The following is a 14,189-nucleotide window of genomic DNA, read 5'->3' as shown; positions in this document are numbered from 1 at the left end:
TTGATCAGGAGCGGCAGAAATCCAAACTTCTACCGCTCCTAGCTTAAATTTAATTAAATGTCAAGGTTGGCGACCGCCAGCGCGTTCTTCTCGATGAACTCGCGCCGCGGCTCGACCTGATCGCCCATCAGGGTCGCAAAGATGTCGTTGGCCGCCAGGGCATCCTCGATGCGCACCTGGATCAAACGGCGAGTCTCCGGATTGATGGTCGTATCCCAGAGCTGCTCCGGGTTCATCTCGCCCAGACCTTTGTAGCGCTGAATGGTCTGGCCGCGACGGCCCGATTCCAGCAGCCAGTTGATGGCTTCCTTGAAGCCACCCACTTCCTGCTTGCTCTCGTTCTTCGCGACATACGCACCCGGCTTGAACAACCCAGCCAGGGTAGCTCCAAGATCGGCAATGCTCCGGTACTCGGCCGACTCGAAGAACTCGCGATGGATGTGCTTCTCCTGAGTGATGCCATGCTCGATGCGAGCAACCAGCAATCGCGGCGTTCCGCCATCGACCGCAGCCAGCACTCGCACGCGATACTTCCGAGCGGCATCGTCATAAGCATTGAGCTGAGTCTCGAGAGTACGGCCCCACTGAGTCAGCCAGTCGAGCTGATCGTGGTTCGCCGGAGTGACCTCGGGCATGTACAGCAGCTGCTCGAGCACGCGCTCGTCATAGCGGCGGGACGAGCGACGGATGATCGAGGCGACTTCCATCCAGCGACGAGCCAGAGTCTCCAGGGCTGAGCCGGTCATCGGCGGCTGCGCCGGGTCGGCGTACAGATTCGCGTCTTCCAGGGCATAGGTCAGAAGCATCGAGTCGAGCTCGGCCTGGTCCTTCACATAGTGCTCGGACTTGCCCTTCTTCAATTTGAACAGCGGCGGCTGCGCGATATAGATGTGCCCGCGCTCGATCAGCTGCGGCATCTGGCGATAGAAGAAGGTGAGCAGCAGGGTGCGGATGTGCGAGCCGTCCACGTCCGCGTCGGTCATGACGATGATGCGGTGATAGCGGAGCTTCTCCACATTGAAGTCGTCGGCGCCGATGCCGCAGCCGAGTGCCGTAATCAGCGTGCCCACTTCAGCGGACGACAGCATTTTGTCGAAGCGCGCCTTCTCGACGTTCAGGATCTTGCCCTTCAGCGGCAGGATGGCCTGAGTACGCCGGTCTCTGCCCTGCTTCGCCGAGCCACCTGCGGAGTCACCCTCGACCAGGAACATCTCGGACAGCGCCGGATCCTTCTCTTGGCAGTCCGCCAGCTTGCCCGGCAGACCGGCCAGATCCAGCGCGCCTTTGCGACGGGTCATCTCGCGAGCCTTGCGAGCAGCTTCGCGAGCACGGGCGGCTTCGAGCACCTTGTTGGCGATGGCTTTGGCCTGCGGCGGATGCTCCATCAGGAACTCCTCCAGCTTCGCGCCCACCGCCGACTCGACGATGCCTTTGATCTCGGACGAGACCAGCTTGTCCTTGGTCTGCGAGGAGAACTTCGGGTCCGGCATCTTCACGGACAGGATCGCGGTCAGGCCTTCACGGGCATCGTCGCCGCTCATGGCCACCTTGTCCTTCGCCGAGAACTCCTTCTCGATGTAGGCATTGAGGGTGCGGGTCAGGGCGCTACGGAAGCCGGCGAGGTGAGTGCCGCCGTCCCGCTGGGGAATGTTGTTCGTGTAGCAGGACATGGTCTCCTGGTACGAGTCATTCCACTGCAGGCCCAACTCCACCGTGATCGGCCCTTCCTGGGTGCGAAACCAGATGATGGTGTCGTGGATGGCCTGGGCATTGCGGTTCAAGTAGCGGACGAACTCCTTGATGCCGCCTTCGTGGTGGAAGACTTCATGCTTGTCGTCGCGCTCGTCGATCAGCTCGATCCGGACACCGGAGTTCAGGAACGACAGCTCGCGCAACCGCTTGGCCAGCACGCTGTAGTCGAACTCGATGTTGGTGAAGATGGTGGCACTGGGCTTGAACCGGATGCTGGTGCCGCGCTTCTGGGTCGTGCCGGTTTCCGCCAGCGGCGCCTGGGGGTCGCCCAGACGGTATTCCTGCTGGTGGAGCTTGCCGTTCTTGTGGATGGTCAGCAGCAGGTACTCGGAAAGGGCGTTCACCACCGACACGCCGACGCCGTGCAAACCGCCCGAGACCTTGTAAGAAGAGTCGTCGAACTTACCGCCGGCGTGCAACACCGTCATGATGACTTCGGCGGCCGAACGACCCTCCTCCGGATGGATATCCACAGGTATTCCACGGCCGTCATCGGACACCGTAACGGACTGGTCGGCATGGATGGTGACGGTCACTTGAGAGCAATGACCCGCCAGTGCTTCGTCGACAGAGTTGTCGACGACCTCGAACACCATGTGATGTAGACCGGTCCCGTCATCGGTGTCGCCGATGTACATTCCGGGGCGCTTGCGGACCGCGTCGAGGCCCTTCAAGACTTTGATTTTGCTGGAATCGTAGACGTCTTTATCTGTCATGGTCCGGCCTGAAATAAGTGCGGCGACATTATAGCATCGGCTCGAAATTGCCTTGTTTCACGTGAAACCTCCGGCCAATTTCGATGCCCCTCAGCCCCCGCTCGTGGACTGATGTAACGATCAGCTGACTGGGGATCTCGGCGATCGCCAGAAGAAGTTTCCCCAAGTTATCCACATCCAGCTCGGCCGCCGGATCGTCCAACATCAGGGTGGTCGGCACCGCTCCGAGAGCGGTGTGACACTGCAATTGGGAAAGGATAAAAGCGGCCGCCAGCATCTTCTGTTGGCCACGCGAGACCCGGTCCTTGGCCGGGGTCCCATCGATCAAAAAACCCAGGTCGGCTCGATGGGGACCGACATGGGTGGTCTTGAGTCTCAGGTCCCTAGATATGGAGTCATGCAGCGCCTGTCTCAACTCGGCCTCGGCCGGCCAGCCGCGGCGGTAGGTCAGCGTGGTTCCTGGTCCGACCAGGCGGGCAGCCAGCGACTCAAAATGCGGCTTCAGCGCCTCGACGTAGTGGCAGCGCAGTCGGTCGACCTCGACACCGGCGGCGCAGAAGTCCTGCTCCCAGGCGTGGATCAGTTCCTCGCCAGGAGCGGTGCGGAGTGCGGCGTTTCGTTGGGATAGCGCGCGCTGGTAGCGGCGCCAGTAACCGAGGAACTCACGTTTCACGTGAAACACTCCCCAGTCCATGAGGCGGCGCCGCCTGGCCGATCCCTCCTCCACCAATCGATGGACGCCTGGGTCGATGATCTGAAGCGGCAGGACTTCGGCGATATCCGCGATTCCAGAAATGCCCTGCCCAGCCAACTGACCTTGGGTTCGGCCTTGAGTGTGCTCAAGTCCGGCGGTCAGCATGCCGCGGTGAGTCGCGAGCCTGCCGACGACCCGGAAGAAGGCCGCGCCTTCCCGTTTGAGCTTTTCCGCTTGGGCGGCCCGGAACGAACGGCCGTGGCCTAGAAAGTAAATTGCCTCCAGCAAGCTGGTCTTGCCGGAGGCGTTGTCACCGATGATGCCGGTCGAGCGCGAGTCGAAGTCCAGGCTGGCGTGTTCGATGCATCGGAAGTTATCGACCGTAATCGCAGTCAGCACCGGTGCACGCCCGCCATGGTTTTATAGCCTCATCGGCATGACGACGTACTTGGCCTGAGGAGCGCCTTCCGAGCTCAGCAAGCAGCTGTTGTTCGCGTCCGTGAGACCGAGCACGACGTCGCCGCTATCCACCGCCGCCAGCGCATCGAGCAGGTAATTGACGTTGAAGCCAATCTCCAGCTCCTCGCCACCGTAATTGATCTCCAACTCCTCTTCAGCCTCTTCCTGCTCCGGATTATGGGATTGCAGGAGCAGCACGCCGGGCTTAACGCCCAAGCGAATGCCGCGGTACTTTTCGTTGGACAGAATGGCGGCGCGCTGGAGTGCCGAACGCAGCATGTCGCGATTGACGTTGATGCGTTTGGTCGGATTGGCCGGGATCACGCGACCATATTCCGGGAAACGACCGTCAATCAGCTTCGAAGTGAAGCGAATGTCGCCGATCTGGGCGCGAACGTGATTGGTGCCGATCGCCAGTTCGACGTTGCCTTCGCCCGCCAGCAGGCGCTGCAGTTCGAGCACGCCTTTACGCGGCACGATCACTTGCTGAGTCGCACCTGCTTCGTGTTCGAGCGTAGTTTCGCAATATGACAGACGATGGCCGTCAGTCGCGACTGTTCGCAGCGTTTTCCCGTCAGCTTCCAGCAACATGCCGTTGAGGTAATAACGCACGTCCTGCTGCGCCATCGAGAAATGGGTCTTGTCGAGCAGGCGGCGCAGGGCGGATTGGGAAATCAGCAGTGCCTTTTGGGCGCGGATGTCTTCCACCGTCGGGAAGTCGCTGGCGGGCAGGGTGGCCAGCGTGAAGCGGCTCTTGCCGGAACGAACGGTGGCGCGCTCGCCCTCCACCGAAATCGTCACCTGGGCCTTGTCGGGCAGCGCCTTGATGATGTCCAGCAGCTTGCGACCCGGCAGGGTGATTTCGCCAGGCGTCTGCAAATTGACGTTGGCCTTGGCCACCAGCTCCACTTCCAGATCGGTCGCCGTGATGGACAGCTGCTCCCCCCGACCCGCGATCAGGACGTTGGCCAGGATCGGCATGGTCTGGCGCCGTTCCACAACGCCGATTACCGCCTGCAGTGGTGCGAGGATGCTTTCCCGCTCGGCACTGAACTTCATCGTGGTCACCTTCGGACTCTTAATTAGAGATTGAGTATTTAAAGAATTTATGATGATTATGAAGGGCGGCAGACGCTGTGTATAACCCGTTTTTTCCGTGTTCCATCAGTCGCTTGTCGCCATCAAAACTCATCTGCTAACTGTTCGGGAGCTTGTCTCGAAACTGTGAGGCATCTGTGGATAAGTCGGGCCCACGATTCCTCAACAAATTATCCACAGTCATCCAGCCAGGGTTCTCAACAGGTTTGAGTAGTCCTCGCTGGTCCGCGTGTTCGACTCTCTCAGCTCTTTGATCACCCGGCAGGCATGCAACACGGTCGTGTGATCACGGCCGCCGAATGCATCGCCGATTTCCGGCAGGCTATGACTGGTCAGCTCCTTCGCCAACGCCATCGCGACTTGCCGGGGCCGTGCGATCGAGCGGCTGCGACGCTTCGACAACAGATCGGCCACGCGGATTTTGAAGTATTCCGCGACGGTCTTCTGAATGTTCTCGATGGTCACCATGCGATCCTGGGACGCCAGCAGATCGCGCAACGACTCTTTCGCGAACTCCATGGTGATCGCGCGGCCGGTGAATTGCGAGTTCGCGACCACGCGACGCAGAGCACCCTCGAGCTCACGCACGTTGGAGCGAATCCGCTTGGCGATGAAGAACGCGACTTCGTCCGGCAGATCGACGCGGGTCTGCGCGGCTTTGCTCATCAGAATGGCCACGCAGGTTTCCAGCTCGGGCGGCTCGATGGCCACCGTCAAGCCCCAGCCGAAGCGCGACTTGAGCCGCTCCTCCAGGCCGTCGAGCTCCTTGGGATAACGATCGCAGGTCATGATGATCTGCTGCTGGCCTTCGAACAGTGCGTTGAAGGTGTGGAAGAACTCTTCCTGCGAACGATCCTTGCCGGCGAAAAACTGAATGTCGTCGATCAGCAGGGCATCGAGCGAGCGGTACGCCGTTTTGAAATCGTTGATGGTGTTGTGCTGAAGCGCTTTCACCATGTCGCCGACGAATCGCTCCGAGTGCACATAGGCGACGCGGGCCTGCTCGTTACGAGCTTTGATCATGTTGCCGACGGCATGCATCAGGTGCGTCTTGCCCAGACCCACGCCGCCATAGATGAACAGCGGGTTGTAGGCGCGACCGGGATTTTCAGCGACCTGGAATGCCGCGGCCCGCCCGAGCTGGTTGCTCTTACCTTCGACGAAGTTCGTAAAGGTGAAATCCGGATTCAGGCGGCTGCCGAGAACCGTCGGGATATCGCGGATCGGCGGCGGCGACGTGATGGTCGGCGTACGCGCAGCCACGGGCTGATGCGTGTTGATCGTCATCGCAGGAGCAGCCGGCCGAGAGCCGACTTCCAGCACCACCGCGGGTGTGGGCGCCTCACCCACCGCATCGACCAGCTCACTGATCCGGCCGGCGACGTTCTCATTCACCCAGTCGACGACGAAACGGTTTGGCGCCAGCAGGCGCAAGGTCCGTCCATCCTCCACGGCCTGCAAAGGCCGGATCCACGTATTGAACTGCTGCTCCGGCAATTCCACTTCCAATTGCGCGAGACAGCGGCGCCACAACGAACCCTGCACGGATTTCGTCCCCTAAATCGAATCGAGAGAAAGAATTGTTCTGCGCCAGGTCAACGCGAGAGGCGGCGAGTCTATACCGATGGACCGCCAGTTATCCACAGGCAGTAGCAGCGAATTTTGTGCGCTGGACGCGCGCATCGAGCTTGACACTGGAGGGGGTGGTGCGTAGTCTTGCCGCCCCTCTACGCGCGCCAGCATGTACTTGTTTTAGCGCGATTTCTGGCCCGAGCCCAAGTTACGACATCGTTGAGATGCCCGCATGAAGCGTACTTACCAACCCAGCAAAGTTCACCGTCAGCGCACCCACGGTTTTCGCGCGCGCATGGCCACCCGTGCTGGTCGCCAGGTGCTCGCCCGTCGCCGCGCCAAGGGCCGCAAGCGTCTCACTGTCTGAGCTCAGGCTTAGCCAGCGGCGCTTGTCCGATCCTAGACTTGCCAGCCCCGACCCGACGCTTTCAACCGGCGCAACGTCTCCGGCATAAATCCGAATTCGATCGCGTCTATCGGGACTCGCGCCGCTCCACCGACGCCTGCTTCGCGATCCTCACTCGAAACAGCGGCGGCACGATTCCAAGACTTGGATTGTCGATTGCCGCACGCACTATCGGGAACGCCGTGCGGCGTAACCGCATCAAGCGACTGATTCGGGAATCGTTTCGTCAGCATCAGCATGAACTGCCTGCGGTGGACATCGTCGTCAATGCGCGCTCGGGTGCTCGCGATGCGGATAATGCCGTCATCGTGCGCAGCCTCGAAAAGCATTGGCGTACGGTAGTGAAGCAATGCGCCGCCTCCTGATCGCCCCGATTCGCGTCTATCGCTACTTGATCAGCCCCATGCTCGGGCCGACCTGCCGCTTCTACCCGAGCTGTTCCTGCTACGCCGAAGAAGCTTTGCAACGACATGGCGCAGCTCGCGGAACTTATCTCACGGTGCGCCGCCTGATGCGGTGTCATCCCTGGAACGAAGGCGGCTTCGATCCGGTGCCACCTCCTCACAATACCAAGCCGGTTCCTCATGGATAACCAACGCGTATTCATCTGGGCCGCGCTTGCGCTGGTCCTGTACCTCAATTTCATCACCTGGCAGAAGGACTACGCTCCTCCGCCGGCGCCCGCGAGCACTGCGACTACGCAGACGCAGCCGGGCACCAGCACTGCTCCGGCAGTCAACGACACGTTGCCGGCATTGCCGTCGAGCGATCCGACCGCGCCCCCGGCTTCGGCCAGCGGTACCTCGGCCGCTACTATTAATCAGAGCAACACCGAGACGGTTGCGGGTAATGCGCCTGTCATTCGGGTGGTCACCGACGTGCTCTCGATGGACATCAGCACTCGCGGTGGCGAGCTGGTTCGCGCCGAGCTGCTGAAGTATCCGGTCAAGAAGAATCAGCCGGATGTGCCGGTGCGCTTGTTCACGCCGAATCCGCCGCTGTATGTGGCGCGCTCCGGTTTGCGAGCCGCCGACGGCCGTGCCGAGCCGACGCATCAGGTCACTTATCAATCCACGTCGAGCGAATACAAATTGGAGGCGGGCCAGCAGGAGCTGGTCGTGCCGCTGACCTGGACCGACGGCCAGGGCGTGACGGTCACCAAGATCTTCAAGTTCAAGCCGGGCAGCTACCAGGTCGATCTGAGCTACGACGTCGAGAACCAGTCGGGCAGCGACTACAAAGCCGCTTCTTATGTGCAGCTGATCCGTCACTACGAGCACATCGAGCGCTCGTACTTCAACGTCGAAACCTACGCGTATCGCGGCCCGGCGATCTTCGACGGCAAGGCTTATCGCAAGCTGAAGATCGAAGATGAGGACGATCGCAAGTTCAAGGGCGATTTCGCCGGCGGCTGGATGGCGTCCTTGCAGCACCACTTCGTCGCGGCCGCGGTGCCGCCGAAAGATGCGACCTACGATTATCAACTCAGCCTCGATGCCGACAACGATTTCGTGCTGTCGTATCGCGGTCCGCTGACGGCTGTGCCGGCCGGCGGCAAGCACACCTTCAATGAAACGATCTTCGTCGGCCCGAAGCTGCAGGAACAGCTCGCGCAGGCCGGTCCGCGTCTGGAGCTGGTCGCCGACTACGGCAAGCTGACGATCATCGCGCAGCCGTTGTTCACCGTGCTCGAGTTCGTGTACGGCGTGGTCGGCAACTGGGGCTGGGCGATCATCATCGTCACCTTCCTGATCAAGCTCGCCTTCTACAAGCTGACCGCGTCGAGCGGCCGCTCCATGGCGAAGATGCGCAACCTCGGCCCGCGCATCAAACAGATTCAGGAACGTTACAAGGACGACCGCGAACAGCTCGGCCGTCAGATGATGGAGATCTACAAGCGCGAGAAAATCAATCCGCTCGCCGGCTGTCTGCCCATCCTGATTCAGATTCCGTTCTTCCTGGCCTTCTACTGGGTGCTGCTGGAAAGCGTCGAGATGCGCCAGGCGCCGTTCCTCGGCTGGATCACCGACCTGTCGTCGCGCGATCCGTTCTTCATCCTGCCCATCCTGATGGCGGGCGCGATGTTCGCGCAGTTCAAGCTGCAGCCGATGCCGAGCACGGATCCGGTGCAGGCGAAGATCTTCATGTTCATGCCGCTGATCATGTCGGTGACCATGGCCTGGTTCCCGGCCGGCCTGGTGCTGTACTGGCTGACCAACACCTTGTTGTCGATCGCTCAGCAATACCGGATCAACAAGCTGGTCGCGGCGGAAGATAAAAAAGAGAAAGACCGGAGCTGACCCGGTCGACTCGATCCATGACGACCCGTCCCGGCGACACTGACACCATCGCGGCAATCGCAACGCCGCCGGGTCGCGGTGGTGTCGGGATGGTGCGGATCTCCGGCCGCCTGGCCCCGACGATCGCCAGCGAAGTGCTCGGCGATCTTCCCGAACCGCGTCACGCGGTGCTGCGCATCTTTCGCGATGCCGACGGCGAAATGCTCGACGGCGGCCTCGCCCTGTACTTTCCGGCGCCGAACTCATTCACCGGCGAAGATGTTCTCGAACTGCATGGCCACGGCGGTCCGGTCGTCATGGATATGCTGCTCGCTCGAGTCGTCAGCCTCGGCGCGCGTGTCGCGCAGCCCGGCGAATTCACACAGCGGGCCTTCCTGAACGACAAGATCGATCTGACCCAGGCCGAAGCCATTGCCGACCTCATCGACAGCGGCTCGAGTCAGGCGGCACGCGCCGCGCTTCGATCGTTACAAGGTGAGTTTTCCGTCGCCGTTCATTCATTGACCGAGGCCGTGACCGAAACACGCATGCACGTGGAGGCGGCGATCGATTTCCCGGAAGAGGAAGTGGATTTCCTGGCCGATACGGTTTTGCATGAACGCATCGCTTCAGCCATCGACCTGTGCGAGCAGATCACGGCCAAGGCCCAGCAAGGCGCGCTGCTTCGCGATGGCATGACGGTCGTGATCGCCGGCCGCCCGAACGCCGGCAAATCCAGTTTGCTGAATCGCCTCGCCGGCTACGAAGCCGCCATCGTGACCGACATTCCCGGCACGACTCGCGACGTGCTTCGCGAACGCATCCACATCGACGGCATGCCTCTGCACATCGCCGATACCGCCGGCCTTCGTGAAGATGCGGATGTCGTCGAAGCCGAAGGCATCCGCCGCGCCAGAAATGAAATGACTCGCGCCGATCGCATTCTCTATGTGATCGATGCGACCCGCGCGCTGGACGATGAAGCCATGCAGGCCGAGCTCGCCAGCTTGCCGGCGGATATTCCCGTGAGCGTCGTCCTGAACAAGATCGATCTTGCGCAGGCACAGTCTCGCTATGAACAGTCACAGCCGCCGCGACTGCACGTGTCCGCGACTACTGGCGAAGGCATCGACTTGCTGCGCGAGCATTTAAAAGAATGCATGGGATTCCAGGGCGCTGGCACGAGCACCATCTCCGCCCGCCGCCGCCACCTCGATGCACTGGGTCGCGCATCCGCCCATTTAAATGAAGCGCAACGCCAGCTCATGGACAAGCGCGCCGGCGAACTGATGGCCGAAGAGCTGCGCCAGGCTCAGCACTGTCTCGGCGAAATCACGGGCGAGTTCACGCCGGATGATTTGCTCGGTCGGATCTTCACGACGTTCTGTATCGGCAAGTAACGAGCGGCGGCCCAATGCTCGGCCATCGCTCCACCATTCCCGCCTCTCTCGCCACCGCCCTCCGCGACATCTTCGGCGAATCGGTCGATCACATCCGCGTGATCGAAAACTCTCTGTACGCGCGCATGCATTTCGGCGCACGCGCAACGACACGACGCAGCCGCATCTTGCTCCGCGGTTCAGCAAGTGATTTCTGGAACGATCCCGAACTCGTGCTTCACGAATATTTCCATGTGCTGCGTCAGTGGCAGCCGCGTCGACTCACGATCTGGAAATATCTCAAGGAGTCGGCCCGCAAAGGCTATTGGCACAACTGCTACGAAATCGAAGCGCGAGCGTTTGCGGCGATGCACTGGCGTGCGCTGAAGTCGCGATTGCAAAAGTGGCAGGATTGAGCGGAGGATTGCGTTAGTTACCTTCGACCAGGCCCGCTGGAGATGGAGGTTACGATGCAAACGTTCAGAACTATTCCTACACGCGCCGTTCTGGCAGGCGCCCTCGCCGCGCTTCTGAGCCCCGCAGCGCAGGCAGACGTCATCATCACCGAGCACATGAGCATCAGCGGTGCCGGCATGATGAAAATGGCGAACATGAGCGGCACGACGACCACGTCGATTTCGGGCCAGCGAGCGCGCACCGACAGCAACCTGCAGTTCGAGTCCGGCTTGATGCGGACGTTCGCGCGCGGTGTGGGCGGCGACTCCACCGAGATCGTGCGACTGGATCAGGACAAGATGTATTCGCTCGACAACAAGAAGAAGACCTACACCGAAACCACGTTCGCCGAAACGCGCGCGCAGATGGAGAAGGTGTCGAAACAGATGCAGGACGCGCAGGCGGCACAGCAGCAGGGCACTTCCGGTGTCGATGAATCCCAATGCGAATGGTCCGAACCGAAGAGCGAAGTGATTCGTTCGGGCGAGAAAGCCTCGATTGCCGGTCATCAGGCCGAGCGCGTCACCGTGACCGCCACCCAATCCTGCAAGGACAAGAAGACCGGTCAGGTCTGTGATTTCGGGCTCGTGTTCGATCAGTGGGTCGCGCCGGACTTCCAGGCCTCCGCCGAGGCGCAGGCGTATCAACTGGCGTTTGCACAGAAGATGGGCATGGGCACCGGCGGTTCGAAGGATTTCGCGGAGCGCGCGGAGACCATGTTCGGTCGCTACAAAGGGCTGTGGAGTGAAGTCGCGACCAAGATGCGCGACGTGAAAGGGTATCCGGTGCGGCTGAGCTTCGGGCTCGGTGTGGGCGGGCCGCAGTGTCAAAGCACTCAGCAGATGCAGGCCGGCGGTCAGCAGGAGAGCACCGCTTCACCCGCCAGTCTCGGTCAAGCACTCGGCGGTGCTTTGGGCGGAATGTTTGGAAAGAAGAAGGCGGCAGCGCCTGCACCCGAGGCGGCGCCACCCACGCAATTGCCGGGTGGCTTGTTCTCCCTGATGAACATGAGCACCGAGCTGGTCTCGGTGAGCACCGATGCGGTGAGTCCGCAATCGTTCGAGCCGCCGGCGAGCTACAAGAAGGTCGCCGCCGGCCAGTAAACGACGCCGATCAGCGAGTGCCGGACGTCTTCGGTTGCAGGGTCTTCAAGAACCCGAACAAGGCATCCAGTTCGGTATCGCTCATGCCGCGCAGGCTTTCGAAAGGCATCACGCCGATGCTGGTGCCATCCGCGCGCTTGCCGGAACGCATCATCTGACGGAATTGCTCTATCGACCCGTAGCGCGTCGTCATCGCACTATCCGAAGCAGAAGTGAGATTCGCCGCGGCTGGCCACACCGGCGGAGCACCCGGAATCGGGCCGCCAGAAAAGCCCTGACCATGACAGCCGACGCAGGTCTTGGCGATGTACTCCCCCTGTGCATGCGTATCGACCGGAACGCGAGTCGGTGCGGGTTTCGTGTGATCGATCTTCTCCGACGCATCCTGAGCGATGCCGGCGACATAGAGTGCCTTCACCAACAGCGGGATGCGCATTTCGGTCTTGCGCTCGGCCGACGGCGGCATGGAGCGAATGTAAGTCACGAGCGCCGCCACATCTTCATCAGCCATCTGCGCGTAGTCCTCGCTCGGCATGACAAAGGCGGGAACGCGGCCCGGCTTCAGGCCGTGGCGAAGCAGTGCGACCCAATCGGTGTCGCTGTATCTCGCAGCGGCACCACCACCGCCCCGAGTGATGTTTGGCGAGGCGATAAACAAACCGCCGCTCGGATCGTCTATCACGACCTTGCCCTCGCCGCGGGTGCCGTGACATTCCGTGCAGCCCCGCGTCTGAAACAGATATTCGCCGCGTTCCAGGTTGGGATTGAATGAGGCGAAATTCACCGACGCGATCGGCACGTCGACGACCCGGTTCATCTTGCGCTCGCTGAGCACCACCGCTGCGCCAGCAGCAATACCGACTCCGGCAGCCAGCACCGCCAGCGAGCCCCCGACGATTTTCATGAGCTTGTTCATGGCGGCGTATTCTGCATATCGCCCGCGGGATTACAGCGTACCAACGGGCAGCGGGCCGTGGCCCGGAAGAGCCATGCGCAATGCTCACTTTCGCCAGGGGCGGGCTACACTTGAAGCCACCTGACATGGCCAAGCAGCCCACCAAATTACTCAGCAAGAGGCGGGAATCTTCCGAGCCGGCCGCACGCAACACTGCGACCCAAGCCAACAGGAGAACCGCCATGTCCAACGCCCCAGTCAACGACGAAGAATTGTGGAACGCCGTGCAGAGCCGTGACGCCAGCCGCGACGGCGAGTTTTTCTACGGCGTCATGACCACCGGCGTGTATTGCCGGCCTTCCTGCAACTCGCGCCGGCCGTTGCGCAAGAATGTTCGTTTCTTCACTACGACCGAAGCGGCGGAACGCGCCGGCCTGCGGCCGTGCAAGCGCTGCCGCCCCACGGGCGCCTCGGCGAATGTGTTGAATCAGGTCGTGCACGATCTGGCCCGGCAGATCGATGCCGCGCCGGACAGCAAGCTCAGCCTGGAACAACTCGCCAAACGCTCCGGCTACAGCCCGTTCCATCTGCAACGCAGCTTCAAAGCCATCATGGGCAGCAGCCCGAAGGAATATCAGACGGCGGCCCGCGTTCGCATGCTGAAAAAGGAGCTGCGCAATGAAGCGCCGGTCGCGGATGCCATCTATCAGGCGGGCTTCGGCTCGGGCAGCCGCGTGTACGAGAAAGCCGACGGCCAGCTCGGCATGACACCCAGCGAATATCGCAGCGGTGGCAAAGGCCTGACCCTTTCTTATGCGAGCGGCCAGACCCCGCTGGGATTGATGATGATCGGCGCCACCGATCGCGGCATTTGTTTTCTGCAGTTCGGCGACGACGACGCAGCCCTGCTCGATGATCTGCGACTGCAATTTCCCGCCGCCAAAGTGCAGGCGATGCCGGACAGCTCGCGCAATGAGTTCGAGTCGTGGATCGCCGCGCTCAACCGTCATCTGCGAGGCCTCGAGCCGCGGCTCGATCTGCCACTGGACGTGCGAGGCACGGCGTTCCAGCTGATCGTGTGGCGCTACTTGCAGAAGGTGCCGTATGGCGAAGTCCGATCGTATGCGGAAGTCGCGGCCGCCATCGGCAAACCCAGCGCCGCTCGGGCAGTCGCCAGGGCGTGCGCCACCAACTCAGTCGCGCTGTTGATCCCCTGTCATCGCGTCGTACGCGGCACCGGCGAGCTGGGCGGTTATCGCTGGGGCATGCAGAGAAAGCGGGTGTTGCTCGACACCGAGCGCGCGGCCAGCAAGCGATGAGCTGCAGTTCACATCTTCGGGTCTGATCCTTGCGCACCCGCCTCTCGTGCTGATAATGAGC

Annotated in this window: 13 protein-coding genes; 8 read left to right on the top strand and 5 right to left on the bottom strand. The window is 61.5% G+C overall.

Annotated elements, in window-relative coordinates; translation table 11 throughout:
* Positions 1-53: 53 nt before the first annotated feature.
* The 4 genes from gyrB to dnaA all read right to left on the bottom strand — a co-directional run bounded on the left by gyrB (position 54) and on the right by dnaA (position 6,264).
* Positions 54-2,468 (bottom strand): DNA topoisomerase (ATP-hydrolyzing) subunit B, encoded by a 2,415-nt coding sequence (gene gyrB, locus EKO19_RS31130; RefSeq protein ID WP_129781308.1) that lies wholly within the window; start codon positions 2,466-2,468, stop codon positions 54-56.
* A 28-nt stretch (positions 2,469-2,496) separates the two neighbouring features.
* Entirely contained in the window at positions 2,497-3,561 is a 1,065-nt protein-coding gene (recF, locus tag EKO19_RS31125) for a DNA replication/repair protein RecF (RefSeq protein WP_129781307.1), read from the bottom strand.
* A gap of 21 nt (positions 3,562-3,582) precedes the next feature.
* Positions 3,583-4,680 carry a DNA polymerase III subunit beta gene (gene dnaN, locus EKO19_RS31120; RefSeq protein ID WP_129781306.1) on the bottom strand — a complete coding sequence of 366 codons (1,098 nt, stop codon included), beginning with the start codon at positions 4,678-4,680 and terminating at the stop codon, positions 3,583-3,585.
* A 219-nt stretch (positions 4,681-4,899) separates the two neighbouring features.
* Positions 4,900-6,264: a chromosomal replication initiator protein DnaA gene (gene dnaA / locus EKO19_RS31115; RefSeq protein ID WP_129781305.1), complete on the bottom strand. Its 1,365-nt coding sequence runs from the start codon at positions 6,262-6,264 to the stop codon at positions 4,900-4,902.
* A gap of 259 nt (positions 6,265-6,523) precedes the next feature.
* On the opposite strand from dnaA, the gene rpmH reads away from it, so the two are divergent.
* Genes rpmH through EKO19_RS31080 form a run of 7 tightly spaced genes read left to right on the top strand, consistent with a single transcriptional unit; the run spans position 6,524 to position 11,914 of the window.
* Complete coding sequence (gene rpmH / locus EKO19_RS31110; RefSeq protein ID WP_116811218.1) at positions 6,524-6,658, top strand: 50S ribosomal protein L34; 135 nt, start codon at positions 6,524-6,526, stop codon at positions 6,656-6,658.
* A 38-nt stretch (positions 6,659-6,696) separates the two neighbouring features.
* A complete protein-coding gene (gene rnpA / locus EKO19_RS31105; RefSeq protein WP_157995520.1) occupies positions 6,697-7,062 on the top strand; it encodes a ribonuclease P protein component in 366 nt (121 codons plus the stop codon).
* On the top strand, positions 7,047-7,289 hold the full coding sequence (gene yidD, locus EKO19_RS31100; RefSeq protein ID WP_217705727.1) for a membrane protein insertion efficiency factor YidD: 243 nt from the start codon (positions 7,047-7,049) through the stop codon (positions 7,287-7,289). The genes rnpA and yidD overlap by 16 nt, the downstream gene beginning before the upstream one ends.
* On the top strand, positions 7,282-8,997 hold the full coding sequence (yidC, locus tag EKO19_RS31095; protein WP_129781303.1) for a membrane protein insertase YidC: 1,716 nt from the start codon (positions 7,282-7,284) through the stop codon (positions 8,995-8,997). Before yidD ends, yidC begins: the two co-directional genes overlap by 8 nt.
* A gap of 17 nt (positions 8,998-9,014) precedes the next feature.
* Entirely contained in the window at positions 9,015-10,376 is a 1,362-nt protein-coding gene (gene mnmE / locus EKO19_RS31090; RefSeq protein WP_129781302.1) for a tRNA uridine-5-carboxymethylaminomethyl(34) synthesis GTPase MnmE, read from the top strand.
* A 14-nt stretch (positions 10,377-10,390) separates the two neighbouring features.
* Positions 10,391-10,771: an eCIS core domain-containing protein gene (locus EKO19_RS31085; protein ID WP_129781301.1), complete on the top strand. Its 381-nt coding sequence runs from the start codon at positions 10,391-10,393 to the stop codon at positions 10,769-10,771.
* A gap of 54 nt (positions 10,772-10,825) precedes the next feature.
* Positions 10,826-11,914: a hypothetical protein gene (locus EKO19_RS31080; protein WP_129781300.1), complete on the top strand. Its 1,089-nt coding sequence runs from the start codon at positions 10,826-10,828 to the stop codon at positions 11,912-11,914.
* A 10-nt stretch (positions 11,915-11,924) separates the two neighbouring features.
* Here the strand turns inward: EKO19_RS31080 and EKO19_RS31075 are convergent, their stop codons facing one another.
* Positions 11,925-12,830 carry a c-type cytochrome gene (locus tag EKO19_RS31075; RefSeq protein WP_217705726.1) on the bottom strand — a complete coding sequence of 302 codons (906 nt, stop codon included), beginning with the start codon at positions 12,828-12,830 and terminating at the stop codon, positions 11,925-11,927.
* A gap of 221 nt (positions 12,831-13,051) precedes the next feature.
* Here EKO19_RS31075 and ada point away from each other — a divergent pair, with 221 nt between their 5' ends.
* Positions 13,052-14,128: a bifunctional DNA-binding transcriptional regulator/O6-methylguanine-DNA methyltransferase Ada gene (gene ada, locus EKO19_RS31070; protein ID WP_129781299.1), complete on the top strand. Its 1,077-nt coding sequence runs from the start codon at positions 13,052-13,054 to the stop codon at positions 14,126-14,128.
* Positions 14,129-14,189 lie beyond the last annotated feature (61 nt).

Source organism: Peristeroidobacter soli (genome assembly GCF_004138485.1).
Classification (GTDB): domain Bacteria; phylum Pseudomonadota; class Gammaproteobacteria; order Steroidobacterales; family Steroidobacteraceae; genus Steroidobacter; species Steroidobacter soli.
The sequence above is the reverse complement of the archived record's forward strand: the minus strand, read 5'-3'. Positions and strand labels throughout refer to the sequence as shown.